This window comes from Serratia sp. TSO36 (assembly GCF_057808395.1).
The window spans coordinates 134,173-157,607 of record NZ_JBJZOU010000012.1; the positions used below are offsets into that span (position 1 = coordinate 134,173).

At 59.5% G+C, this 23,435-nt stretch carries 25 protein-coding genes; 9 read left to right on the forward strand and 16 right to left on the reverse strand.

Annotation, left to right across the window (positions count from 1 at the left end; genetic code table 11):
• The first annotated feature begins 206 nt into the window (after positions 1 to 206).
• The gene (gene leuA, locus ACK3CV_RS10025; protein ID WP_039566632.1) at positions 207 to 1,895 is read left to right on the forward strand and encodes a 2-isopropylmalate synthase; all 1,689 of its coding nucleotides are present in this window, start codon (positions 207 to 209) and stop codon (positions 1,893 to 1,895) included.
• Here the strand turns inward: leuA and ACK3CV_RS10030 are convergent.
• Positions 1,846 to 2,646 (reverse strand): AraC family transcriptional regulator, encoded by an 801-nt coding sequence (locus ACK3CV_RS10030; RefSeq protein ID WP_126171062.1) that lies wholly within the window; start codon positions 2,644 to 2,646, stop codon positions 1,846 to 1,848. The genes leuA and ACK3CV_RS10030 overlap by 50 nt on opposite strands.
• Before the next feature lie 135 nt (positions 2,647 to 2,781).
• Between ACK3CV_RS10030 and ACK3CV_RS10035 the strand changes: the two genes are divergently transcribed.
• Genes ACK3CV_RS10035 through ACK3CV_RS10050 form a run of 4 tightly spaced genes read left to right on the forward strand, consistent with a single transcriptional unit; the run spans position 2,782 to position 4,342 of the window.
• A complete protein-coding gene (locus ACK3CV_RS10035; RefSeq protein ID WP_033638023.1) occupies positions 2,782 to 3,099 on the forward strand; it encodes an ArsR/SmtB family transcription factor in 318 nt (105 codons plus the stop codon).
• The gene (locus ACK3CV_RS10040; protein WP_047568091.1) at positions 3,089 to 3,523 is read left to right on the forward strand and encodes a YeeE/YedE family protein; all 435 of its coding nucleotides are present in this window, start codon (positions 3,089 to 3,091) and stop codon (positions 3,521 to 3,523) included. Before ACK3CV_RS10035 ends, ACK3CV_RS10040 begins: the two co-directional genes overlap by 11 nt.
• A 1-nt stretch (position 3,524) precedes the next feature.
• Complete coding sequence (locus ACK3CV_RS10045; protein ID WP_164039881.1) at positions 3,525 to 3,953, forward strand: YeeE/YedE family protein; 429 nt, start codon at positions 3,525 to 3,527, stop codon at positions 3,951 to 3,953.
• Positions 3,944 to 4,342: a VOC family protein gene (locus ACK3CV_RS10050; RefSeq protein ID WP_033655072.1), complete on the forward strand. Its 399-nt coding sequence runs from the start codon at positions 3,944 to 3,946 to the stop codon at positions 4,340 to 4,342. The genes ACK3CV_RS10045 and ACK3CV_RS10050 overlap by 10 nt, the downstream gene beginning before the upstream one ends.
• Positions 4,343 to 4,393: 51 nt before the next feature.
• Here ACK3CV_RS10050 and ACK3CV_RS10055 read toward each other — a convergent pair whose 3' ends face one another.
• The 4 genes from ACK3CV_RS10055 to ACK3CV_RS10070 form a co-directional block, all read right to left on the reverse strand.
• Positions 4,394 to 5,947, reverse strand: a complete 1,554-nt coding sequence (locus ACK3CV_RS10055) for a peptide MFS transporter (protein ID WP_033638027.1) — start codon at positions 5,945 to 5,947, stop codon at positions 4,394 to 4,396.
• Positions 5,948 to 6,421: 474 nt separating this feature from the next.
• Entirely contained in the window at positions 6,422 to 7,660 is a 1,239-nt protein-coding gene (gene mdtG / locus ACK3CV_RS10060) for a multidrug efflux MFS transporter MdtG (RefSeq protein WP_164141514.1), read from the reverse strand.
• A gap of 201 nt (positions 7,661 to 7,861) precedes the next feature.
• Positions 7,862 to 8,146 (reverse strand): YciI family protein, encoded by a 285-nt coding sequence (locus ACK3CV_RS10065; RefSeq protein ID WP_033655070.1) that lies wholly within the window; start codon positions 8,144 to 8,146, stop codon positions 7,862 to 7,864.
• A 101-nt stretch (positions 8,147 to 8,247) separates the two neighbouring features.
• On the reverse strand, positions 8,248 to 9,168 hold the full coding sequence (locus ACK3CV_RS10070) for a Kdo(2)-lipid IV(A) acyltransferase (protein WP_033638030.1): 921 nt from the start codon (positions 9,166 to 9,168) through the stop codon (positions 8,248 to 8,250).
• 261 nt (positions 9,169 to 9,429) lie between these two features.
• Here ACK3CV_RS10070 and ACK3CV_RS10075 point away from each other — a divergent pair, with 261 nt between their 5' ends.
• Positions 9,430 to 9,588 (forward strand): hypothetical protein, encoded by a 159-nt coding sequence (locus ACK3CV_RS10075; protein WP_033638031.1) that lies wholly within the window; start codon positions 9,430 to 9,432, stop codon positions 9,586 to 9,588.
• A gap of 119 nt (positions 9,589 to 9,707) precedes the next feature.
• Complete coding sequence (gene trhO, locus ACK3CV_RS10080) at positions 9,708 to 10,775, forward strand: oxygen-dependent tRNA uridine(34) hydroxylase TrhO (RefSeq protein WP_033646457.1); 1,068 nt, start codon at positions 9,708 to 9,710, stop codon at positions 10,773 to 10,775.
• A 45-nt stretch (positions 10,776 to 10,820) separates the two neighbouring features.
• Here trhO and ACK3CV_RS10085 read toward each other — a convergent pair whose 3' ends face one another.
• Together ACK3CV_RS10085 and ACK3CV_RS10090 are read right to left on the reverse strand one after the other, a co-directional pair.
• Positions 10,821 to 11,399 carry a YceI family protein gene (locus ACK3CV_RS10085; protein ID WP_016928208.1) on the reverse strand — a complete coding sequence of 193 codons (579 nt, stop codon included), beginning with the start codon at positions 11,397 to 11,399 and terminating at the stop codon, positions 10,821 to 10,823.
• 23 nt (positions 11,400 to 11,422) lie between these two features.
• A complete protein-coding gene (locus tag ACK3CV_RS10090; RefSeq protein ID WP_004927830.1) occupies positions 11,423 to 11,977 on the reverse strand; it encodes a cytochrome b in 555 nt (184 codons plus the stop codon).
• 442 nt (positions 11,978 to 12,419) lie between these two features.
• On the opposite strand from ACK3CV_RS10090, the gene ACK3CV_RS10095 reads away from it, so the two are divergent.
• Entirely contained in the window at positions 12,420 to 13,478 is a 1,059-nt protein-coding gene (locus ACK3CV_RS10095; RefSeq protein ID WP_033646455.1) for an AI-2E family transporter, read from the forward strand.
• On the opposite strand, the gene ACK3CV_RS10100 is transcribed toward ACK3CV_RS10095, so the two are convergent.
• The 8 genes from ACK3CV_RS10100 to pyrC all read right to left on the reverse strand — a co-directional run bounded on the left by ACK3CV_RS10100 (position 13,426) and on the right by pyrC (position 18,999).
• The gene (locus ACK3CV_RS10100) at positions 13,426 to 14,430 is read right to left on the reverse strand and encodes a zinc-dependent alcohol dehydrogenase family protein (RefSeq protein ID WP_164039882.1); all 1,005 of its coding nucleotides are present in this window, start codon (positions 14,428 to 14,430) and stop codon (positions 13,426 to 13,428) included. The two genes, ACK3CV_RS10095 and ACK3CV_RS10100, sit on opposite strands and share 53 nt — an antisense overlap.
• 3 nt (positions 14,431 to 14,433) lie before the next feature.
• Positions 14,434 to 14,550 (reverse strand): DUF2770 family protein, encoded by a 117-nt coding sequence (locus ACK3CV_RS10105; protein WP_033638034.1) that lies wholly within the window; start codon positions 14,548 to 14,550, stop codon positions 14,434 to 14,436.
• Positions 14,551 to 14,672: 122 nt separating this feature from the next.
• The gene (locus ACK3CV_RS10110) at positions 14,673 to 15,299 is read right to left on the reverse strand and encodes a LuxR C-terminal-related transcriptional regulator (RefSeq protein ID WP_033646453.1); all 627 of its coding nucleotides are present in this window, start codon (positions 15,297 to 15,299) and stop codon (positions 14,673 to 14,675) included.
• A 216-nt stretch (positions 15,300 to 15,515) separates the two neighbouring features.
• Positions 15,516 to 16,631 (reverse strand): N-methyl-L-tryptophan oxidase, encoded by a 1,116-nt coding sequence (solA, locus tag ACK3CV_RS10115; protein ID WP_164039884.1) that lies wholly within the window; start codon positions 16,629 to 16,631, stop codon positions 15,516 to 15,518.
• A 141-nt stretch (positions 16,632 to 16,772) separates the two neighbouring features.
• Complete coding sequence (bssS, locus tag ACK3CV_RS10120; protein WP_004927812.1) at positions 16,773 to 17,027, reverse strand: biofilm formation regulator BssS; 255 nt, start codon at positions 17,025 to 17,027, stop codon at positions 16,773 to 16,775.
• Between the two features lie 201 nt (positions 17,028 to 17,228).
• A complete protein-coding gene (locus ACK3CV_RS10125) occupies positions 17,229 to 17,507 on the reverse strand; it encodes a hypothetical protein (RefSeq protein ID WP_164039886.1) in 279 nt (92 codons plus the stop codon).
• A gap of 130 nt (positions 17,508 to 17,637) precedes the next feature.
• Positions 17,638 to 17,877: a DNA damage-inducible protein I gene (gene dinI / locus ACK3CV_RS10130; protein ID WP_033638037.1), complete on the reverse strand. Its 240-nt coding sequence runs from the start codon at positions 17,875 to 17,877 to the stop codon at positions 17,638 to 17,640.
• A gap of 75 nt (positions 17,878 to 17,952) precedes the next feature.
• Positions 17,953 to 18,999 (reverse strand): dihydroorotase, encoded by a 1,047-nt coding sequence (gene pyrC, locus ACK3CV_RS10135; RefSeq protein WP_164039887.1) that lies wholly within the window; start codon positions 18,997 to 18,999, stop codon positions 17,953 to 17,955.
• Between the two features lie 213 nt (positions 19,000 to 19,212).
• Here pyrC and ACK3CV_RS10140 point away from each other — a divergent pair, with 213 nt between their 5' ends.
• Positions 19,213 to 19,500 carry a putative quinol monooxygenase gene (locus tag ACK3CV_RS10140; protein ID WP_164039922.1) on the forward strand — a complete coding sequence of 96 codons (288 nt, stop codon included), beginning with the start codon at positions 19,213 to 19,215 and terminating at the stop codon, positions 19,498 to 19,500.
• A gap of 61 nt (positions 19,501 to 19,561) precedes the next feature.
• Here ACK3CV_RS10140 and rne read toward each other — a convergent pair whose 3' ends face one another.
• A complete protein-coding gene (gene rne / locus ACK3CV_RS10145; protein WP_164039889.1) occupies positions 19,562 to 22,924 on the reverse strand; it encodes a ribonuclease E in 3,363 nt (1,120 codons plus the stop codon).
• Between the last annotated feature and the right edge of the window lie 511 nt (positions 22,925 to 23,435).

Genomic DNA, 23,435 nt, shown 5'->3' on the forward strand with positions numbered 1-23,435 from the left:
CGCCTCCGTTGACAATGAGAGTAGGGCGCCCGGCGCACTGCCGTCGCGTGGGTGAAAACGTCAAAGCTAATTGTTGTCTCACTGGCGCAGGATGCAAATTTTTTTGTTGTCCGCATTGCGACGATGGTTGTCCGCAAAGCGGGAGAAGAGGCGGCGAGGGCGGGAAATAATGGCGTTATCGTTCACTCAGGCGTCAGGAGAAGCCCATGTTAATCGACCCTTCAAGCAAATATCGACCGTTCCCGCCGGTGGCGTTGCCGGACCGCCAATGGCCTGCGCGTACGCTGCGGCAGGCGCCGCGCTGGTGCTCCAGCGATCTGCGCGACGGCAACCAGGCGCTGGCGGAACCGATGGATAACGCGCGCAAGCGCGAGTTCTATCAATTGCTGTTGCAGTGTGGTTTTAAAGAAATTGAAGTGGCTTTCCCTTCGGCGTCGCAAACGGATTTCGATTTTGTGCGCACGCTGATTGACGAGCAGCTGATCCCGGACGACGTCACGATTCAGGTGCTGACGCAGTCGCGCGACGATCTGATCGACCGCACCTTCGAGGCGCTGCAGGGGGCGCCACGGGCTATCGTGCATCTGTACAACGCCACGGCGCCGATGTTTCGCGACATCGTGTTCCGCCAGGATAAGGCCGCCACCGTGGCGCTGGCGGTGAACGGCGCGCGGCGCATTCGCCGGCAGTGCGAGGCACAGCCCGATACCGCCTGGTGCTTCGAGTATTCGCCGGAAACCTTCTGTTTTACTGAATTGGAGTTCGCGCTGGAGATCTGCGAAGCGGTGGCGGCGGTGTGGCAACCGGGGCCGCAGCGGCCGATGATCATCAATCTGCCGGCGACGGTGGAAGTGAGCACGCCCAACGTGTATGCCGATCAGATTGAATGGTTTTGTCGCCACTTCAGCCGCCGCGCCGATGTAACGATCAGCGTGCATCCGCATAACGATCGCGGCACCGGCGTGGCCTGCGCGGAGCTGGCGCTGTTGGCCGGCGCCGATCGGGTCGAAGGCTGCCTGTTCGGCAACGGAGAGCGCACCGGCAACGTCGATCTGGTTACGCTGGCGTTGAATCTCTATACCCAGGGCGTGGCGCCGGGCCTGGACTTCAGCCGCCTGAAGCAGGTGGTGGAGGTGGTGGAGCTGTGCAATCAGCTGCCGGTGCACCCTCGCCATCCTTATGCCGGCGAGTTGGTGTTTACCGCCTTCTCCGGTTCGCATCAGGATGCGATTAAAAAAGGCTTCGCCGCCCAGCGCCAGCGCCAGGATGGCTGGTGGCAGGTGCCTTACCTGCCGCTCGATCCCGCCGATGTCGGCTGCAGCTATGAGGCGGTGATCCGGGTCAACAGCCAGTCCGGCAAAAGCGGGGCCGCCTGGCTGTTGGAACAAAATCATGGGCTGGCGTTGCCGCGCGGTTTGCAGATTGATTTCAGCCAGGTGGTGCAGCGCGCGACCGACGGCAGCGGCAAGGAAATGAGCGGCGCGCAGCTGTGGCGCTTATTCCGCGACACCTATGGGCTGGTGGAGCAACCGCGCTTGCAGCTGCTGAGCTACCAGACGGAAAGCCACGGCGTAGAGGCCTACAGCTTCAACGCGCGAGTTGCCTGTGAGGGAGAGCCGCTGCGGCTGCAGGGTGCCGGCAATGGCCTGCTTTCCAGCGCGGTGGATGCGCTGCGCCAGCGCTTCGGCTTGCCGCTGGCGATCGAGGATTACCACGAGCATACGCTGGGGCACCAGAGCGACAGCCGGGCGGTGGCCTATATTCGCTGCTCGTTGCCGCAGGGTGAGGCGACCTACGGCGTTGGCATCGACGTCGACTCCGCCAGCGCCTCGCTGCAGGCGCTGCTCAACGTCGCCGGGCGCTATCTGGCGTCAACGTCGGCGCGGCCGGGCTGAAATAGTCGCTGGGCGCGACCCCCAGCACCCGGCGAAACATGGCGCTGAACGCGCTGGGGCTGTCATAGCCGAGATCCAGCGCCACTTCCAACACCGAGCGGCCGGTCGCCAGCGCGTTCAGCGCCGCCAGCAAACGGGCGCGTCGCACCCAATCGCTAAAATGCAGCCCGGTTTCGCGCTGGAAGCGCCGCGACAGGGTGCGTCCGCTGACGCTGAGATGAGCGGCCGCCTGTTCCAGCGTCCAGGGCTGCGCCAGCGTAGCCTGGATATGGTGGCACAGGGCGAGCAGCGATGCCTCACGCGGTTCAGGCAGGTGCAGCGGCAGGATCGGCAGCATCCGCAACTCATCCAGAATCAGTTCCATGACGCGTTCTTCGCGTCCGCCGCTCGGGTAATCGGGCGCAATCTCCATCGCACAGATAATCAACTCGCGCAGCAGCGGAGAAACCTGCACCACCAGGCACTGGGCCGGCAGATCGGCGCGCGCCAGCGGATCGACGAACAGCGTCCTGGCCGCCACCTGGCCGGTAATGCGCAGACTGTGCACCACCTTAGCCGGCACCCAGACGCCGCGGCCGGGCGGCACCACCCAACTGCCGAGCCGGGTCGTGACCTGCACCACGCCGCTCAGGCTGTGAATCAGCTGCGCGCAGTGATGGTAGTGATCCGGCTCGCTGTCGCCGTGGCGATAATCCTTGGCCAACGGCCGGACAGGCTGGTCGGGCGGCAGAACGTCGTGAAACAACAGCATCGTAAGCAGGCTCCGCGCGGCAAAAGGGGGAAGACAGCATGCCATGCGGCGCTGTTTCACACCAGTCTGTGGCGCGGTACGGCGAAATGGTTTATAAAATAATATTATATAATTTTATAAATTGATGGAGGGGCAATGGATATTGACGCGATGCGCAAGGCGGCGGCGCAGGCTGGCGCGATGCTGCGCACCTTGGGCAACGAAGATCGGCTGCTGCTGCTGTGCCGGCTCAGCCAGGGCGAGATGGCGGTGAGCGAGCTGGCGCAGGCGCTGGATATCCGCCAGCCGACGCTGTCCCAGCAGCTTGGCGTGCTGCGCGAGGAGGGATTGGTCTCCACCCGACGCGCCGGCAAGCAGATTTACTATGCGGTGGCCGATGCTAAAGCGCTGGCGCTGCTCCATACCCTGTATCAACTCTATTGCCCACAGCCGGAGAACCGCGATGACCATTGACTGGCAACACTTTACGCCGTATTCCGCGCTGGCGGGCGGAGCCATTATCGGCGCAGCGGTGGCGCTGCTGCTGCTGTTCAACGGCCGGATCGCCGGCATCAGCGGCATTACCGGCGGTTTATTGAGCGCGGGTGGCCGCGAGCGGGGCTGGCGCGCCGCATTTCTTGGCGGGTTGCTGATTTCCCCCTGGCTGTATGCTGCCGCAGCGGCTTTGCCGTCTGCTGAGATCGCGGCCGGCAGCGGCGGGCTGGCGGTAGCAGGGCTGTTGGTGGGGGTGGGGACACGATTGGGCAGCGGTTGCACCAGCGGGCATGGCGTGTGCGGCGTCGCGCGGCTGGCGCCGCGTTCGCTGGCCGCCACGGCGGTGTTTATGCTGCTGGGTTTTATGACCGTGTGGCTGATGCGCCACCTGCTGGGAGGGTGAGATGTTTAAATCCCTGTTGGCGCTGCTGAGCGGCGTGATTTTCGGTCTGGGGCTGATCGTCGCCGGCATGGCCAATCCGGCCAAAGTGTTGGCGTTTCTAGACGTTACCGGCCAGTGGGATCCTTCGCTGGCGCTGGTGATGGTTGGGGCGATCGCGGTGGCGGCGCCGGCCTTCTTGTGGGCACGGCGACGCGAGCGGAGCCTGTTGGGCGAACCGCTGCAGATCCCGGCCGCCGGGCGTGTGGATCGCCGTTTGCTGGCGGGCAGCGTGCTGTTCGGCGTCGGTTGGGGCATCGCGGGCATTTGCCCTGGCCCCGCCTGGGTGTTGGCGGGGGCGGAGATACAGCGGGTATGGCCGTTCCTGCTGGCGATGCTGGCGGGCATGGCGCTGTATGAGATTATCATGAGGCGGAGGCGTACATGTCGATAGCCAAGGCGGTGTTGCGCATCGCGCGCCCGACCGATCGGTTGCAAGAGATTGCCGCGCTGTATTGTCGCGGGCTGGGGTTCGAAAAGCTGGGCGAGTTTGTCGATCATCAGGGCTTTGACGGCATAATGATCGGCCATCCGCAGCATGCCTACCATCTGGAGTTCACGCAGCATCGCGGGGTGCGGGTCGGGCAGGCGCCGACTCAGGATCATCTGCTGGTGTTTTATCTGCCGGATGAGAACGCATGGCGAGCCGCGTGCGAGCGGATGCGGGCGGCGGGATTCCTGGCTGTCACCGCTTATAACCCCTATTGGGATAGGGCGGGGCAAACCTTTGAAGATCCTGACGGCTACCGGGTGGTCCTGCAACATCAGGCCTGGCAAGGATAAAAAAAACCGGCGCCTTGAGCGCCGGTTTGCGAGATAAAAAAGGGGTATCCGTCAGGCGCTGGTCGCCGGTTTCTGCGCGCTCTTGGTCTGGGTATTTTCCAGCATGCGGCGAATCGGCACGATCAGCACGATAAGCACGGCGGCGCAGATCAGCAGCGCGACTGAGCAGCGAGCGAACAGATCCGGCAGCATATCCAGTTGGTCGGCCTTGACGTGACCGCCGATCAGACCGGCCGCCAGGTTGCCCAGCGCGCTGGCGCAGAACCACAGCCCCATCATTTGCCCGCGCATTCTCTCCGGCGCCAGCAGCGTCATGGTGGCCAGGCCGATCGGGCTCAGGCACAGCTCACCCAGCGTCAGCATCAGGATACTGCCCACCAGCCACATCGGCGATACGCCGGCGCCGCCGTTGCTCAGCACATTCTGCGCGGCCAGCATCATCAGGCCGAAACCGCCGGCGGCGCACAGGATACCGATCACGAACTTGGTAATGCTGCTCGGGCGCACGTTATTGCGCGCCAGCGCAGGCCAGGCCCAGCTGAACACCGGCGCCAGCAGGATGATGAACAGGGCGTTGATCGACTGGAACCACACCGCCGGGATCTCGAAGCCGCCGACCATGCGATTGGTGTAATCGTTGGCGAACAGGTTGAACGAGGTCGGTTTCTGTTCAAATGCTGACCAGAAGAACGCGGCGGAGATCAGCAGGATAAAGCACACCAGCAGGCGAGCGCGCTCTTTGCGGCTCAGGCCGGCAAAGGCGAACAGATAGATGAAATACAGGGTGACCGACGCGGCGATCACGTACACCAGCACGCTGGCTACTTCGACCGGGTTGATGACGATGGTGCCCTGAGCGATCAGCACGATGACCGCAGCCAGGCCTACCGCCAATGCCAGCAGCCAGGCGCCGACGCCTTTTTTCTTCGCCACCGGGCTGTTCCAGGTGGAATCCAGGCCCACTTCGCGGTCATAGCGTTTCATCGCCGGGACGGCGAACACGCGGAAGATCACCAGCGCCACCAGCATCCCGATACCGCCGATGCCGAAGCCCCAGTGCCAGCCGTGTGACTTGATCAGCCAGCCGGAGATCAACGGGGCGATGAACGAACCGATGTTGATGCCCATGTAGAACAGCGAGAAACCGCCGTCGCGGCGCGCATCGCCTTTCTTGTACAGCGTGCCGACCATCACCGAGATACAGGTCTTGAACAGGCCGGAACCGAGCACGATGAACATCAGGCCGATGAAGAACAGGTTGGTGCCCATCACCGCGGACAGGGCGATCGACAGGTGGCCGAGGGCGATCAGAATCGAACCGTACCAAACGGCCTTGCGTTGGCCGAGCCAGTTGTCCGCCAGCCAGCCGCCCGGCAGTGCCGCCAGGTACATGCTGCCGGCGAAGATGCCGACGATCGCCGACGCGTTCTCGCGCGCCAGACCCAGACCGCCGTCGTATACGGTGGCAGCCATAAACAGGATCAGCAGCGGACGGATGCCGTAGAACGAAAAGCGCTCCCACATTTCGGTGAAGAACAGAGAACCCAGCGGATAGGGATGGCCGAAGAAGGTCCGGCTTTCTGACTTATTGACAGAGGATTGCATAACGATTTCCCAATAAAAAGGCGCTGCATGGCTGCAGCCCGTACTGTGGTTGTATGTGTATTTAATGAAGGCGATCCGCCCAATGCGGATTACCCGACAAAACCGCGGCTGCAACGCTGATAGACCGTGGAAAGCGTGCTGACCTTTTCTTCACTTGGCCGATGGTTCACATCTGGCATGATATTATTTAACCATTTGATAACTGGTCGTTGGTTTTGTCTAGTACCTGTATCCCATTTTTTAGACGAAAAGTCGACAAGCATCTCCTTTTCTGGTTTTTCTGTTGGTTGTGGCAGGAATATGATTGACAGCGGGTTTTATGCGCTGAAGGTTAATTAATTGTTGATAAACAAGATGTTGAAGTAAGAATGTTCCGAGTGGGGCGAAAATTCGCCGGCCCGCAGGAAGCATTATTAAAAGTAGGGGAAACGCGAGGTTGATCCGGCCAATCGCGGAAATTGGCGATAAATGCAGCTATTGCTCTTCCTGCAGCGTCTCTTCCCGCATGTAGCCCGGCCGCCGCCGCAGACACCACCAGGAATAACCGGCGTTGAACAGCACCACCAAAGCGGTGACGGCGAAGACCGCGCGAAAACCGTAGCCGGCGGAGACCGCGGCGCCGAGCAGCGGGCCGCTGACGTTGCCGACGTCGCGGAACGACTGGTTGTAGCTGAAAATTCGGCCGGCGACCTGATTGGTGCAGTTATAAATCAACAGGGTCTGTACCGCCGGCAGCAGCGCGCCGTCGGCCGCCCCCAGCAGAAAGCGCAGTACGCCGAGCTGCCACGGCGTTTGCACGAACGCCATCGGGATCAGCAGCAGCACCGAGACGATCAGCATAAAGACCAGAATGCGTTCCGGGCCGATGCGATCGCCCAGCTTGCCCAGCCGTGGGGCGCTCATCAATGCCGCGACGCCGGGCACCGAGGCGATCATCCCGCTGATAAACGCCAGGTTATGGGTGGTGCCGGCCAGATCGCGCACATACAGCGTCAGGATCGGGGCAATCGAGCCGGTGGCGATCTGGATGATCATGGTAGTAACGAACAGGCTGAGCACCAGCTTCGGGTTCTTCAGCGAGGCGAACACCTGCCGTGCGTGCAACATGTCGCGCTTTTGCACCGGGGTAAATTGCTCTTTGACATACAGCAGCGTCAGCACGAAGCAGACGAACAGCACCGCGGCGGTGATATAAAACACCGGACGCAGGCCGTACAGATCGGCCAGCAGGCCGCCGATCAACGGGCCGACCAGCGCACCGCCGACGCCGCCGGTAGACAGGGTGCCGAGCGCCCAGCCGCTGCGGTTGCGCGGCACCTGGGTGGCGATCAGCGCGTTGGCGTTGGGAATGAACCCGCCGAGCAACCCCAGCACCGCACGCAGCGCGAGAAACTGCCAGACCGTTTGCGCCATGCCCATCAGCACCATGACGATCGCCATGCCCAGGGCGGAGCGCAGCAGCATCAGTTTACGGCCGCGTCGGTCGGCCAGGGCGCCCCAGAACGGCGCGGCGATAGCGGAAAACAGGAAGGTAATGCTGAACAGCAGACCGGACCACATGTTGAGCGCCTGATGGCCGGTTACGCCCAGGGTCTCGACGTACAGCGGCAGAAACGGCATCACCAGGCTGAAGGCGGCGCCGGTGAGAAAGCACCCTACCCAGGCGACGAAAAGGTTGCGTTTCCAGTTAACGGGTTCTGCTGCCGAAGCCATAAATGTCCATTGCCGAAAGGTGACGCGTTTTGCCGGCGGTAAAAAGATGAGGGGCAAAACGTGAAAGTTAGCCTGATAAGTATGCGCCGCCAGCGCGGCTACGGCAAACCAGAGGACGGGAATAGGGCGAAAAATGAAATAAAGTTTTAAAAATGACGCTTAAACCTTATTCCGCGCTTGGCGCGCGGAATTTTCAGCGTTTTATAGGCCGGCCAGCGCCTCGAAACCGGCGGCGGTGGTGGTGGCGCTAAAGTCAGTGACCTCGTAGTGAGCCACGGCGTTGAACGGATCTTCGGCCAGGATGGCGTCCAGCCGCGCGCGCTCAATGCCCTTGGCCAGGATCACGCCGCCGGTGCGGGGATTCTTGCGGCCGGAGGCGATGAAGGTGCCGTCCTGAAAATATTTCTTAAGCCAGGCGATGTGCCCGTCAAGGTGGCTGTCGACGTCGGCGATCGGGCGATGGTAGGTCAGGCTGACAATGTACATGGCGGCTCCGGGGTTGGTGGCAAAGGCTTTACCATCCCACCCTCGCCGTCGATTCTCAAGAGGCGCGCAATAAAAAACCCGCCGGCGGCGGGTTTGCTTTATCAGTAGAGCGAAGGCTCGCCTTCCGGGCGGGTCTTGAAGCGGCGATGCAGCCACATATATTGATCCGGCGCCATCAGGATCTCTTTTTCCACCACTTTATTCATAAAAGCGGCGGCATCGAGTTCGTTATCCAGCGGGAAGTTTTCCACCGCCGGCTGCATGATCAGCTCATAGCCTTTGCCGTCCGGCAGGCGGCGCGGGGTGAACGGAATGATCGCCGGTTTGCCCATCCGCACCAGCACGTAACTGCCGGTGGTGGTGGCGGCTTTGTCTACCGCGAACAGCGGCACGAATACGCTGCTGCGCGGGCCGTAGTCGTGATCCGGCGCATACCAGATGATATCGCCCTGTTTCAGGGCGCGGATCATGCCTTTGATGTCTTTGCGATCCAGCATCGATTTGTTGGAACGCATGCGGCCCCAGGTTTGCAGCCAGTCCATCAGCTTGTTGTCGTGCGGGCGGTAAACGCCGATGCCCGGGTTGTGAATGCCGAAGATGCGCGCGCCCAGCTCCAGCGTCAAAAAGTGCAGGCCAATCAGCAACACGCCCTGCTGGTTGTCGCGGGCCTTTTGGATGTGCTCCAGGCCGCTGACCTTGAACCAGCGCTCGATGCGCCAGTTGGGCCAGAACCACGCCATGCCGGTTTCAAACAGCCCCATGCCGACCGATTCGAAATTCTTTACCACCAGCGCATCGCGTTCGGCCTGCGGCATGTCGGGAAAACAGAGCTCGAGGTTACGCTGGGCGATAGCGACGCGTCGCTTGAGAAAGCGCATGGAAAATCGCCCAATCGAGGTGCCGAGCCAGTAGATGACGGGATAAGGCAGCAACACCAGCAGATACAGCAAGCCGATGCCGACCCAGGTCAGCCAGTAGCGCGGGTGCAATAAGGAACGATTGAAAGTAGGAACTTGAGTCATGGGTTCTCTGTTTGAATACGGTTGTTTAAGTGTAATGACAGAGTCATAGCATGGTCTGGCAGCCGGGTGAGCTCGGCGGCAAGGTTCGTTTCTGCCGTTTGTTTGCGACTATTGTGGCATTTTTCTGGCGATCCGGGAAAACACAACGCATTAAAATCCCTTTTTGGGCGTTAAATATGCATCGAATGCCGAATTTTTCCACAATCTTTCCTGCCAAAGATAATGGCGATATTATTGCTGGTAATTATTCAGAGGGTAAATATGTTGGCACCATGGATCAGTGCGGGGCTGCTGGTTTTGGGCGCGGCGGTCGGCAGCGTCGGCGCGCATCTGCAGGTGAACGCGATATTGGCGCTCGCCGGCGTGATGATGGCGCTCGGTATGCTGGCTTCCGCGTTTACCGAAGGCGGCGGACGCTGAACGGGGCGTTTGCGTCAGGGCTGCGCGGCGGCGGTTTTTCGGGTATGATGTGCGCCGCGCGCGGGCCGGCAGGCTGCGCGCGATAATCAGTCACCTCCCGAAAGACAGGAAAGTACACCATGCCAGTGTTACATAACCGAATTTCTAATGAGGAACTGAAGGCGCGCATGCTGGCGGAAACCGAGCCGCGCACCACAGTTTCTTTTTACAAATATTTCTCCATCGACGATCCCAAAGCGTTTCGCGACAGCCTGTACGTTCAGTTCGAAAAATTGAAGGTGTTCGGCCGCATCTACGTGGCGAAAGAGGGCATCAACGCGCAGATCAGCGTGCCGCAGCATAACTTCGACGCGTTCAAAGCCGCGCTGTTCGCCTCGCACCCGGCGCTGGATCAGGTTCGCCTGAATATCGCGCTCGAAGACGACGGAAAATCCTTCTGGGTGCTGCGCCTCAAGGTGCGCGAGCGCATCGTGGCCGACGGCATCGATGACGAGAGCTTTGACCCAAGCAACGTCGGCGAATATCTGCAGGCCGATCGCGTCAATCAGATGATCGACGATCCGAATACGGTGTTCGTCGATATGCGCAACCACTATGAGTACGAAGTCGGTCACTTCGAAAACGCCATCGAGGTGCCGTCGGATACCTTCCGCGATCAGCTGCCGATGGCGGTGGAGATGCTGCAGGACAGCAAAGACAAAAACATCGTCATGTACTGCACCGGCGGCATTCGCTGTGAAAAAGCCAGCGCCTATATGCTGCACAACGGCTTTAAAAACATCTACCACGTGGAAGGCGGGATCATCGAGTACGCCCGCAAAGCGAAAGAGCAGGGGCTGCCGCTGAAGTTTATCGGGAAAAACTTCGTGTTCGATGAGCGCATGGGCGAGCGCATTTCCGACGATGTGATCGCCAACTGCCACCAGTGCGGGGCGCCGTGCGATACCCACACCAACTGCAAAAACGACGGCTGCCACCTGCTGTTCATTCAGTGCCCGAGCTGCGCCGCCAAGTTTGAAGGGTGCTGCAGCGAGATTTGCCGCGAAGAGCTGAAGCTGCCGCGCGAAGAGCAGCGCGCGCGCCGTGCCGGCCGTGAAAACGGCGTCAAGATCTTCAATAAGTCGAAAGGCCTGTTGCAGACTACGATGCACATTCCGGCACCGGAAGAAGAAGGCCCAGCCCGCTGAGCCTGAGGAAATGAGAAGCCCGGCCGCCAAGCCGGGCTTTTTTACTTATTTCTCGCGCACGCCTTCTACGGAGATGATCAGCTCAACGTCTTGCGACGCCGGGCCCAGATCGGTGGTGATGCCGAAATCTTTCAGCTTGATCTTGCCGTTGGCTTCAAAGCCGGCGCGGTAGCCGCCCCACGGATCGTTGCCCTGGCCAATCAGTTTGGCGTCCAGCGTAACCGGTTTGGTCACGCCGTTCAGCGTCAGGTTACCGACCACCGCATAACCGTCGCCGCTTTTCTTCACTTCGGTGGATTCAAACTTGGCCTGCTTGTTCTTCTCCACGTTGAGGAACTCGGCGCTGCGCAGGTGCTTGTCGCGCTCGGCGTGGTTGGTGTCGACGCTGGCGGTATTGATGGTCACGTTGACTTTGTCCTTGGACGGATCTTTTTCGTCGAAGGTGAAGCCGCCGTCGAAGTCTTTAAAGCTGCCGTACAGCCAGCTGTAACCCAGGTGCTGGATGCGGAACTCGATAAAGGCGTGCTGGCCCTGTTTGTCGATCTTGTAGTCCGCCGCCAGTGCGGAACCGGCGCTCAGCAGCAGGGCGCCTGCGGTCAGGCCCAATACGGTCTTTTTCAACATAGCAATCTCCATAAATCCAAAGGTTAATCGGCGCTGCTACCCAGCATCCGTTTCAAAGTGACATCACGATCGATAAAGTGATGTTTAAGCGCGGCCAGCCCGTGCAGTACCGAGAGCACTACCACGGCCCAGGCCAGGTAAAGGTGTATGGCGCCGGCGGTGTCGGCTTGCTCCGCCATGCCGGTCACGGTGGCGGGTACGTCGAACCAGCCGAATACGCTGATCGGTTGGCCGTCGGCGGTCGAGATCAGATAGCCGCTGATCAGAATGCCGAACAGCACGGCATACAGCGCCAGATGCGCGAGAATGGCGCTGACGCGAGTGAGGCGGCCATAGCTGGCCAGAGGCTTGGGCGGCGGCGAGACAAAGCGCCAGATCACGCGGATCACCATCACGATGAACAGCAGCGTGCCGATGCTTTTGTGGATCTCCGGCGCCTGGTGGTACCAGACGTCGTAATAGCCCAGCGTGACCATCCACAGGCCGAGGGCGAACATGCCGTACACCGTCAGCGCCACCAGCCAGTGGATCAACACTGACACATGGCCGAAACGATCGGCGGTATTTTTCCAGAGCATCCTGTTTCCTTCGATTACCGATTGGCTGGCTGCAATAATTAAACTTTAGGAAACATAAAATCAATAATAAATTTAACTATGTTACTTCTTAGAAATATTAGTCAGTGAATTTGTTTGAGATGTTCGGAGTTCATCAGATAAATCGTTGAAGATGATATGATTTCTTTCACGTGGCGATTATGCTAGTTGTTGAAAATTAGGCTTATTATCTATTAATGTCAGCTTTTGTCATTTTACGTAAACCGTTCATGGATTGCTGGGCGGGATTATTGGTTGGCAAAGGTTATGCCTATTTCTTGCGGCGAAGAGCAGGGCGGAAAGATTAAATTATTCGAACGGTTACGCTAAATCCTCTGCGGCGTGACGGCCGACTTTGCTACCATTAGCGCCAAGAGTCGGCTCTTTGTGGCCGGTTAACCCAGTGAAATAACAAGGAAACGTCATGGGCCGAACCCGAGTAACCGACAGCAGCCTGCGTTTGGCCGTCCTGTTGGCGATGTTGGTGATCATTTTGGCCGGGGTGAAAGCCGCCGCCGACATCGTGGTGCCGTTTCTACTGGCGGTATTCCTCGCCATGGTGCTGAACCCGCTGGTGACGATGCTGGAACGCCGCCGGGTGCCGCGCATCCTTGGGGTGACGCTGCTGGTGACGGCGGTGATCGTGGTCGTGATGCTGTTTATCGGCATGCTGGGCGCTTCGCTGAACGAGTTCGCCCGCTCGCTGCCGCAGTACCGCGGCATGATGATCGAGAAACTGCGCGAGCTGCAGCATTACGCCGATCGCTTCAATATCAGCCTCTCCAGCGAAGCGATGCTGCAGTATGTCGATCCCAGCGCGGCGATGAATCTGGTTACCCGCATGCTGGGGCACCTGTCTGGCGCCATGACCAACGTCTTCCTGCTGCTGATGACCGTGGTGTTTATGCTGTTTGAAGTGCAGCTGCTGCCTTATAAGCTGCAGCAGGCGTTGGATAAGCCGAACGAAGGCCTCGCCGCGATGCGGCGGGCGCTGGACGGCGTGACGCGCTATCTGGTGATTAAAACCATCATCAGCCTGGCCACCGGCGTGATCGTCTGGATCTTCCTGGCGGCGGTCGGGGTGCGCTTCGCCTTTATCTGGGGGCTGCTGGCGTTTCTGCTCAACTATATCCCCAATATCGGCTCGGTATTGGCCGCCATTCCACCGTTGATTCAGGCGCTGCTGTTCAACGGATTGGGCGATGCGCTGGTGGTGGCGGGCGGCTTTATCGCTGTCAACATGGTGATCGGCAATATCCTCGAACCGCGGGTGATGGGGCGCGGGCTGGGGTTGTCGACGCTGGTGGTGTTCCTGTCGCTGATCTTTTGGGGTTGGCTGCTCGGCCCGGTGGGCATGTTGCTGTCGGTGCCGCTGACGATCGTGGCGCGCATCGCGCTGGAGACCACCGAGGGCGGCTATCGGCTGGCGGTTATCCTGGGGGACGGCCGCCCGCCGCGCCAGCCTCCGGCGGCGCCGGAGTGAAGAAGATTTTTCCGCTGACGCCGGGCTGCGCGGCGTGTTGCAGCGCCGCTGCGTACTGATGCAGAGGGTAAATCGCTGCGGGCGGGCGCAGCGCCAACTGGCCGCGGCGCAGCAGCTGGAATAGCTGATAAAACGCCGTTTGCCACTGCGCCGGCGCCGCCTGCGCATTCCATTTACGCAGGTGGAACAGCGAAGCGCGCAGCTTTAACTCGTCCACTACGCGCCGCCAGTCCACCTGGCGCCCGCCTAAAAGACCCAGCGCCACGAAATCGCCGCCGGAGCGAACCGCTCGCGCCAGCTGCAATCCGTCTTCTCCGCCGATGCAGTCGATGGCGGCGCGGGCGCCAAAATGGGTCATTTGCGCCAACTGCGGCGCTTCGATAACGCGCCAGGCGCCGGCGGCCAGCAGCGCCTGGCGATGGGCGGCGTTGCGCACCACCACCGCCAGACGAATACCACGCAGCGCCGTCAGCTGCGCCAACAGCAGGCTAACGGCGGAGCCGCCGCCGTTGAGCAGCAGCACGTCGCCGGCGTTGAGCGGCAGCCATTGCGTCAGCAACACCCAGCAGGTGAGCGGGTTGATGTAAATCTGCGCCGCGTCGTTGTCGTCGATGTCGTCCGGCACCCACACCACCCGATCCTCAGGCAGCGTGACGAAGGTTTGCCAGCTGCCGTCACCCGCTACCGCCAGCGCGCGTCGGCCGGTCGAGCGCCCGCTCTGCGGATCGACGATGACGCCTGCGCCTTCATAGCCCGGTACCTGCGGCAGGGCGATACGGTGCGCGTATTGGCCGTGAATCGGGATCAGGTCGGAAGGATTGATCGGGGCATAGCGCATCTGCAGCAGCAGCCAGCCGGGGCGCAGCGGCGGCCTGTTCACCTGCTGCAGCGTCAGCACCTGGGCGGGATCGCCGAAGCGGTTGAAGCTCAATCGGGGAAATGACGACGGCATGGGTTACAGCACGAAGAAAAAGTAGACATCCAGCGCCAGCAGCACCAGCCACAGGCAAAGATACAGCACCAGGTGCTCACGCACGTTGTTGACGATAGCCGCCAGTATTCGGTTTAACATTTCAGCCGCCAGAAGAAAGAGACCTTTGATTATAGTCCTTTTCTCGGCGTCTTTTATAGCGCGCCGCGCATGAGCGCTGGAAGAATGGCGATAAAAAAGCCTGCGTTATCGCAGGCTTGATGTCATACCGCCAGCAGCGCCAACGGCGTCGAGTTCGTTGGCGTGTTCGGCGGGTAGAAATAACGCAGCACGTTATACAACGAGTAGAACTCCAGCCGGTTGCGCGCGTTGATCTTCTCCGTGATGTGGCGCTTGTGCACGTACACCGTATGCGAGCTAATTTGCAGCTTTTTCGCGATGCGGTAGTTGGGCATCTCCGCCATCCAATATTTCATCACCGTCAGTTCCTGCGGGCTGAACAGGGAACGCTCTTCGCCGTCATCGGCCAGCGCCAGCGGATTTTCGCGCAGCGTGCGTAAGGTGAGCGGCAGAATGCTTTTATTGAACAGAAACGCGTTATCGGCGATGCGCATTGGCGTTTCGCTGTAAGGGTAAGGTGTATCGAGATAGATAAACAGCAGGGCAGACTGGCTGGCTTCCATAAACGCCAGCAGCTGTGCGTCCGCTTCGTTATAGCGGCACTGGTTGCTGAGGTTCACCAGAATGTGGCTCGGCTGAAAGCTGGCCAACAGCGGCGTAGCGTACTCAATGCTGTGGCAGCACTTGATCGTCGTAATCCCACTATCAGCAAAGTAGCTGGCTATACCGACCCGGGTGAAGCAGCATTCGTCCACGACAAGTAGTTTCATGGTGACGTCCTTGTTGAAAGCCGATGGAGCATATCTTCTGTAAAATAGGACTTACACTGCAAGTGTTCAATTCGGAAATTCAACTGCTGAATGCAAGAAATTTCCGTTATAAGAATTTTTACTTGGTATTTAAAAGAGTTAGCAGGTTAAGAAATTGTAACCGTCAGATTTCGCTGCCCAGGGCTCGACGGGAACCAGGACAGCGACAGCCTTTGCTTAGCTAAATCGTTTCAGACCAAAGCTGGAGACGTCGACCGGCGGCGCTTTGTCCTGCGCGAACAGCGCGGCAATCTCGCCCAGTGCGCTGGCGAACTTGAAGCCGTGGCCGCTCAATCCGCTGATGACCATCAGACGATCCCACTCCGGCAGGGTGTCGATCATAAAGTCTTCGTCGGGGCTCATGTCATAGCTGCAGGCTTCGCCGTGTAAACATACGCCTACACCCGGTAAAAACTGCCGCAGGAAGGTGAAGACTTCGGTGCCGTCGCTGGCGTGGCTGCCGAAAGGTTTACGCTGCTCGGGGGCATCCATCGGCTGGCCACCGTCGTGTTTGCCCACTTTCAGGCCGTCGTTATCCGCCGGGAAGCCGTAATAGTGCGTGCCGTCTTGCGCTTCAACGGTAAAGGCCGGGAAGCGATTGTTCACGCTGTAGCGGCCATCCGCCTGATGCCAGGAGAATACCTTGCGCAATGGCGCAACCGGCAGCTGCGGCAACAGCGCTTTCACCCAGGTGCCGGCGGTGACCACCGCTTTTCGCGCCGTGAAACGCCCTTCGCCGGTGACGACTTCAACGCCGCCATCGATAGGCTCCACCGCGCTGACCGGGCAGTTGAACAACTGGCTGCAGCCGGCCTCTTTCGCCAGCTTGATCAGGCTGGCCACCGCCAGTTCGGAACGCAGGAAGCCGGCGTCCGGCTCGAAAACGCCGACGTAACCTTCCGGCGTGCGGAATTCCGGCCAGCGTTGAGCAATCTGTTCGGCGCTGAGGGTTTGCGCATTCAGGCGGAATTTTTGCGCGCTCTGCTGAGCATTGCGAATGAATTCGGAGTGCTGCGGCCCCAGGTTGAGTACGCCGCACGACTGGAACAGTTCCTCGCCGGAATGTTGAATCAGCGCATTCCACAACGCCTGCGCGCGCAGCACCAGCGGCACGTACTTTTCACCTTCGCCGTAAGCGTGACGGATGATGCGGGTATCGCCGTGATGGCTGCCGTTGCGGTGCGGGGGAATGGCGCTGTCGATCATCAGCACTTTCAAGCCGGCGCGGGTTGCGTAATACCCTGCCGCTGCGCCGACTGAACCGCTGCCCACCACAATCAAATCATATTCCACGTGCCGACCCTCTCTGATAGCGATTTCTTATCGCCCCATGATAAAAGGTTGGCGGGCGCAATGCACTGATTGAACGGCGAAAGGCAAAGAAAAAGGCGCCGGGAATGGGGCGCGGCGCCTTTGGGGTTAGGGGACGATGAATCAATGTTTTCTGCGATCAAGATCCTGATAATCCGTAGCTTCAATCTTGGCGATGCCGGCCTCTAAGATATTGATTAATTGACGGGCGACATCTGTGGTCAGCCAAAGCGTTCTGTCTACTTGGGCTTCTTCGGGCGTTTGGTCTAGTGAAGACAGGTAATGAAGGCGTATCATCATGGCGTCGTAAACGTCGACAGTACTGATATCCCAACCGACAAGCGGGTGCGTCTGAATTACTTCATCATTTCTGTCCATAAAGACCCCTTATTGAGTAGTAACTACCGTGAGTGACTAACGAGGATCAATGCGGCTCATCATCATGAGAGCAATTACAGTATACGCATCCGCTTTCATCGGTGGAGGGGGTTGTCACCAAAATTTGCAAAATAAATATTTATTTGAGCAATTATTCTACAAATTTGTATGTGCTGCAGTGGGTGAGTACAGCGCGGCGCGTTATTCCGCGTCGGCAGGTGGCGATACGCCATGCAGACATTTTTCCAGCTCTTCGGCCAAATGGGCGAAATGCTTTTGCGTTTCGGCGTCGCGATTCTGGCTGTGCGATTCCAGCTTCAGACTGTGGATCAGTCGCTGGTTGGCTTTGTCATCCAGGCTGAAGGCCAGATAAGAGAAAGCCACTTCCAGCACGTTCAAGCGCCTTTTCTGATCGGCAATCAACGCCAGCAGTTCGCCAAACGTCATTGCGTCTTCGGATTTAACCTTGTCCGGGGCCATGCTTACTCCTTTGCGTTATATACAGCGCTGAGGCGGATTTTGTTCCAGAGTAAGGGTAAGCGATGAATGGGCTGGGCGCCAGAAACAAAAAAGCCGGAGAGCGACCCCCGGCAAAAACAGCATTGCAGTGTTATTCTGCGCTAAACCATTCGTCCGCGCTTTCCCAGGTTTCCTGAAGGATTTCCTCGATCAGATCCCGGTCGGTTTTGGCGCCCCCCAGCACGGAGAGCCCGTTGGCGCCGGCATAACGTACGTGCACGACGGCGTCTGGAAACTGGCGATTGACCCGTTTGCCCAGTTCGCCGGTTAGCGCCTCAATGGCGCCCGACGGCAGCGGCCGGGTTTTATCTATAGTGACTTCAACACGCATAATTGCCCCCGAAGCGATTTACTGTTTATTTATACAGTTAACCGAGTGCGGGGGCAAGAGGGCGAAGAAAAAATATCAGTCTTTCAGCGACCAGTTCAGGGTTTCACCGGCCAGGAAGGGGATCACGGATTCATTGCCCAGGGCGATCTCTTCCGGCTGGGTGGTCGGCACGCGCTGCAGCTCGATGAAGTCTTCGTTGAGCGGCAGGCCATAGAAACGCGGGCCGTTGAGCGAGCAGAAGGCCTCAAAGTGCTCCAGCGCGCCGAGTTGTTCGAACACGGCAGCGTAAGCCGGGATGGCATTCGGCGCGTTGAAACAGCCGGCGCAGCCGCAGCTGGACTCTTTGCGATGCTTGAGGTGCGGCGCGGAGTCGGTACCGAGGAAGAAACGATCCGAGCCGCTGGCGACCGCCTGACGCAGCGCTTCCTGATGGACATTGCGCTTGAGGATCGGCAGGCAGAACAGGTGTGGGCGAATGCCGCCGACCAGCATGTGGTTGCGGTTGAACATCAGGTGCTGTGGCGTGATGGTGGCGCCGAGGAAACGATTGCCTGCCTGCACATATTGCGCCGCTTCTTTGGTGGTGATGTGCTCGAAGACGATCTTCAGCTCCGGGAACTGCTGGCGGATCGGTTCCATCACCTGCTCGATAAAGCGCGCCTCGCGGTCGAAGATATCGACGGCAGGGTCGGTCACTTCGCCGTGGATCAGCAAAGGCATGCCGATTTTTTGCATCTGTTCGAACAGCGGGTAAATGCCGGTCACGTCGCTGACGCCGTGGCTGGAGTTGGTGGTGGCGTTGGCCGGATACAGCTTGGCGGCAGTAAACACCCCTTGCTCAAAGCCGTTGACCAGTTCACTGGTCGCCAGGGAGTTGGTCAGATAGCAGGTCATCAGCGGAGTGAAGTTGTGGCCCTGCGGGACCGCCGCCAGAATGCGATCGCGGTAGGCGCGCGCGGCGGCCACGGTCGTTACGGGCGGAACCAGGTTCGGCATCACGATCGCCCGGCCAAATACCTGGCTGGTATAGGGCACCACCGTTTTCAGCATCTCGTCGTCACGCAGGTGGATATGCCAGTCGTCTGGGCGGCGGATTTTCAGAACTTGAGGTTGTGCGGTCATCTAGCTAGGCTCCGGCGGTCAAATACGTCTAATGAAAAGCGAATAATGGGTTTATTCACGCCGGGGTGTAAGGATAAGCGGAAAGTGCCGCAGATGCATCTGTTTGTTGGCGATAAGTTGAAATCAATAGCGCGGCGGGCGCATAGTAACAGGGATTTCAACGATGCCGACGCCAATACCGTCGACTTTCATCAATTGGAAAGGGAGAAAGCAATGGAAGTACGCGTTATCGCCACCCTGCAAGCGAAAGCGGGATTTGAAGACGCCGTCAGCGAAGCGGTGCACAACATTCTCGAGCCGAGCCGCCAGGAGTTGGGCAACCTGCAATATGATTTGCATCGCGATCTGGAAACGCCGGGCGTTTTCGTGTTCTTTGAGCGTTGGGCCAGCAGCGAAGCGCTGGATAAGCATAATGAGACGGCGCATTTTCAGCAGTTCGTCAGCCGGCTTGACGGCAAGTTGGATGTTTTAGACATCAAAAAACTGAAAAAGATAGCCTGAGCCTTTTTGCAGGCAAGAAAAAACCCGCCGATGGCGGGTTTTTTTAGGGGCGCAGATTAACTTATTCGTTAACCGGCTGCGGCTTGGTGGCCGGCGCGGTGGCCTGGCTCACCGCCGAATGGCCGCCTGCCGAGCCTTTGCCTTCAAAGTTGAAGGAAGGGCGCTGCCAGTCGCTGTGCTTGCGTTCTTCCGGCACGTAGGCCGGCGCAGGCGCTTTGGTCATCGGCGCAGTGGCGATGTGTTTGTACAGTACGTCCTGCACGGCTTTCACCGGTGCCGGCTGCTGAGCAACCACTGGCGCAGGTTCTGCGGCGATTGGCGCCGGGGCTTTTTCGACCGGAGCGGCTTCCACGGCGGCTGGCGCAGGCGCTGCTTCTGCCACTGGCGTTTCTTCCGCTTGCGCAGCGTCGACCACAGGCTCGTCTTCCACCTGCTTGGCTTCAACCACAGGTTCTGCCGCAACGGTTTCAGCTACCGGCTCGGCTTCCACTGCCGGGGCAGTCTCTTCCGCTTTCGGTTCTTCAACTGCGGCAGGTGCCGGCGCGGCTTCCACCGGCGCCGGGGTTTCCTCGGCCGGGGTGGCAACGACAGGCGCTACGGCTGCAGCTTCTTCCGTTACGGTAACGGCAGCAGTTTTAACGGCGGCTTCTGGTGCCGGCTCGTTGACGCTGGCCGCAGCCTGAGTTTCTTCCACGGCAACGCTGTGCTGTTCAACCGCTGCGGCAACAACCGGTGCCGCTGCCTGTTCTACTTCCACGGCTTCGGCCTGCACTTCGGCTTCTTCAACCTGAGCAACCGGGTAGCTTACCCAGACTTTGCCCGATGCCATTTCCGGCGAAGCGAACGCGCCCGCCAGCGGCATTGGGGACTGCAGCGGGTAACGCTCATCGCGGTAACGACGGCGACGCTGGCCGCTGACGCGCAGGTGACGCGGTGAACGACGGGAACGGCGCGGCATGCCTTCGCCGTTGCCACGGTTTTCGCCCTGGGCATCGTCTTCCGGCTGAGCGGCAACGGTTTCCGGCAGCAGCTTGACGCTGTCGTCGGCGGTCGGCTGCGCGACTTCGGCTTTCGCTACCGGCGCTTTCGGCGCCAACAGCTCTTCCGCTGCACGCTGCAGTTCTTCTTCCGCGGACAGGATGCGCACCTTCTGCGACAGAGGGCGGCGCTGGCGGCGCTGCATGTTCTGCTGCTGGCGTTCTTCCTGCTCTTCGTCGGTGCTCTCGACCACTTCAACGCTTTCCAGCGCTTTCACTTCCTGCTGAGCCTGACGTTTTTCTTCCTGACGACGACGCTGGCGCTCAGCACGTTGCTCACGGCGTTGCTGCTGATCTTCGCGCGGCGCTTTAGCGCTTTCTTCCGAGGCGGATTCCTCCGCTACCGGCGCGTTCTGCTGCTGGTTGCGGCGGTTACGGCGCTGCTCATCGCGGGATTCACGCGATTCACGGCCTTCGCGGTTCTCACGCGGCTCACGGTTGTCGCGCTCGCGATTGTCACGGCCTTCACCGCGCTCTTTACGCTCGCCGCGTTCCGGACGGTCACCACGCTCACCGCGCTCTTTACGGCCGGTGCCTTGACGGCGCTGACCGCGACGATCCTGACGACGGTTTTCACCGTTGCTTTCCGCCTTCGGCGTTTCGGCCGGTTTGGTTTCTTCGACGGCAGGTTGTTCCTCACCGGCGAACAGGCTCTTCAGACCACCGAACAGGCGGCCCAGGAAGCCCGGCTTGGCGGCGGCCGGCGCTGCGGCTTTAACTTTGGCGGCGGCGGCAGGTTTGGCCACGGCGACAGGTTCTTCAGCCGGCGGTGGCGCATCGGCGGACAGGGAGAAGGAAGCCAGGGCCGGTTGCTCCGGACGCTTGCGTTCCATCGGCGCGTCTTCCAGCGGGCGCTCCATGTCTTCTTCGTGCAGTTTCGGCAGCAGGTAGCTGAGGGTAGAGGTTTCCTCGCCCTTGCGCACGCGCAGCACCGAGTAGTGCGGGGTTTGCATTTCATCGTTAGGCACGATGACGGCTTTCACGCCACCCTGACGTTTTTCGATCGCGCTGACGGATTCACGCTTTTCGTTCAGCAGGTACGAAGCAACCTGAACCGGCACGATAGCGTGAACTTCTTTGGTGTTTTCCTTCAGCGCTTCTTCTTCGATCAGGCGCAGGATGGACAGCGCCAGCGATTCGTTGTCGCGAATGGTGCCGGTGCCGTTACAGCGTGGGCACACGTGGTGGCTGGATTCGCCCAGCGACGGGCTGAGGCGCTGACGGGACATTTCCAGCAGGCCGAAACGGGAAATGCGGCCGATCTGGATGCGCGCGCGGTCTTGGCGCACGGCATCGCGCAGGCGGTTTTCCACTTCGCGCTGGTGGCGAACCGGCGTCATGTCGATGAAGTCGATGACGATCAGGCCGCCAAGGTCACGCAGGCGCAGCTGGCGAGCGATCTCGTCCGCCGCTTCCAGGTTGGTGTTAAACGCCGTCTCTTCGATGTCGCCGCCGCGGGTGGCGCGGGCGGAGTTGATGTCGATGGCGGTCAGCGCTTCGGTGCTGTCGATGACGATCGAGCCGCCGGACGGCAGGCGCACTTCACGCTGGAAGGCGGATTCGATCTGCGATTCGATCTGGTAGTGGCTGAACAGAGGGATTTCACCGCTGTACAGTTTGATTTTGCTGCTGAAATCCGGGCGGCCCAGCGCAGCGATGTGCTCTTTGGCCAGATCGAGAATTTTCGGGTTGTCGATCAGGATTTCGCCGATGTCCGGGCGCAGGTAATCGCGGAAGGCGCGCACGATAACGTTGCTTTCCTGGTGGATCAGGAACGGCGCGGGGCGGCCTTCGGCGGCTTTTTTAATCGCTTCCCAGTGCTTCAGGCGGAAGGAGAGATCCCACTGCAGTGCGTCGGCGGATTTGCCTACGCCCGCGGTGCGAACGATCAGGCCCATGCCGTCCGGCAGTTGCAGCGAGGAGAGCGCTTCTTTCAGCTCGGTGCGATCGTCACCCTCGATGCGGCGGGAAATACCGCCGGCGCGCGGGTTGTTCGGCATCAGCACCAGATAACTGCCCGCGAGACTGATGAAGGTGGTCAAGGCGGCGCCTTTGTTGCCACGTTCTTCTTTGTCTACCTGAACGATGACTTCCTGGCCTTCGCGCAGCACATCTTTGATGTTCGGGCGGCCATGGGAAGAGTAATTGCTAGGGAAGTATTCGCGGGCGATTTCTTTAAGAGGGAGGAAACCATGTCGTTCTGCGCCGTAGTCCACGAACGCTGCTTCAAGACTTGGTTCAATGCGGGTGATTTTGCCTTTGTAAATATTCGCTTTTTTCTGCTCATGACCCGGACTTTCGATATCCAAATCATACAGCCGCTGTCCATCTACGAGGGCAACACGCAACTCTTCCTGCTGAGTTGCGTTAATCAACATTCTTTTCATCTTAACTTACTCGTTATTTTTACATTATCGACAAAGCTGCGGGCAAAATAACCTCATGGCCGGAGTTAAACCGAAAGCCCCGTGTCTTCTCGCAAAGCCGTCAACCTCACGGTTGTCGCCTGCATAGGGGCGCATTATCTCGGTAAGCCTGCTTTTCTTTGTGAAAGACAGCACTTTTACTAGGGGAATAGCCTCTGATTTACGTCGACAGATCTGATTCCATTTGCCGGCCAAGCTGCAACCCGCAGCCCGCTAATTGTTTGATTTCGCATTACGTCTTACGCCATTGCTGCGTTTTTGCGCGATCAGACAAATTTTATAATTCCACCGTTTTCCCTGTTTAACGAGAATCAACGCGGAAAGTGACTGCATTATTCCACTGCTGATGCCGTTATAGCAAGGTGACTTTTCCTTAACTGCGGAAGAAATCGCAAACGTTCAAACCGGCTTGCTGCCTTATTGTCCGCTGGGGTTTCGCCCGCCGTCAGAGAGACAGTTAAGCACAGAAAAA